The sequence below is a fragment of the Halorubrum sp. SP3 genome (assembly GCF_005435195.1).
Taxonomy (GTDB): domain Archaea; phylum Halobacteriota; class Halobacteria; order Halobacteriales; family Haloferacaceae; genus Halorubrum; species Halorubrum sodomense.
This window is the reverse complement of record NZ_SGTU01000173.1, coordinates 1-442: the sequence shown is the minus strand read 5'-3', so window position 1 is coordinate 442 and position 442 is coordinate 1. Positions and strand designations below refer to the sequence as shown.

The window sequence follows — 442 nt, the reverse complement described above, 5'->3', positions numbered from 1 at the left end:
ACGCGGGCGACGGGCAACAGGACCGACACGCCGAATGCGACCCGCAACCCAGAACCCAGCAATAGCAATCAAAAAGACAGTAATGGCGCCAAACACACTTGCCTCGTACTGCGCCCGCACAGCTGGCCGATCGAGCGTATAATGAAAGCCAAACAACTCGACCCAGAGAGAGCTGTGGAACGCGTACAACGGCTCAACGAAGACGGGCGCAATATGATGGGCGTCGGGGATGAGGCCCCAGACGCCACCAAGTGGGATTAACCACAGTGCGTGCTCACGGTCGAACTCGTATCGGAGGACAACTGGCACCGCTGCGGTGAGCACGCAGGCGGCGCCAAGCAGGAAGTGCGCGATTGCGGGGGCCATACAGACGATGTGAGAGAGAAGAGAGAAAAATCCGCGGGTAACTGTGGTGTCAAAACAGGTTCACAACATAAAGAAC

General features: G+C 57.7%; 1 protein-coding gene. It reads right to left on the bottom strand.

Annotated features, from left to right (window positions below):
* The coding region (locus EXE42_RS18825; protein ID WP_158293751.1) for a hypothetical protein at positions 1 to 366 on the bottom strand (366 nt) is incomplete at its 3' end.
* Positions 367 to 442: the final 76 nt, after the last annotated feature.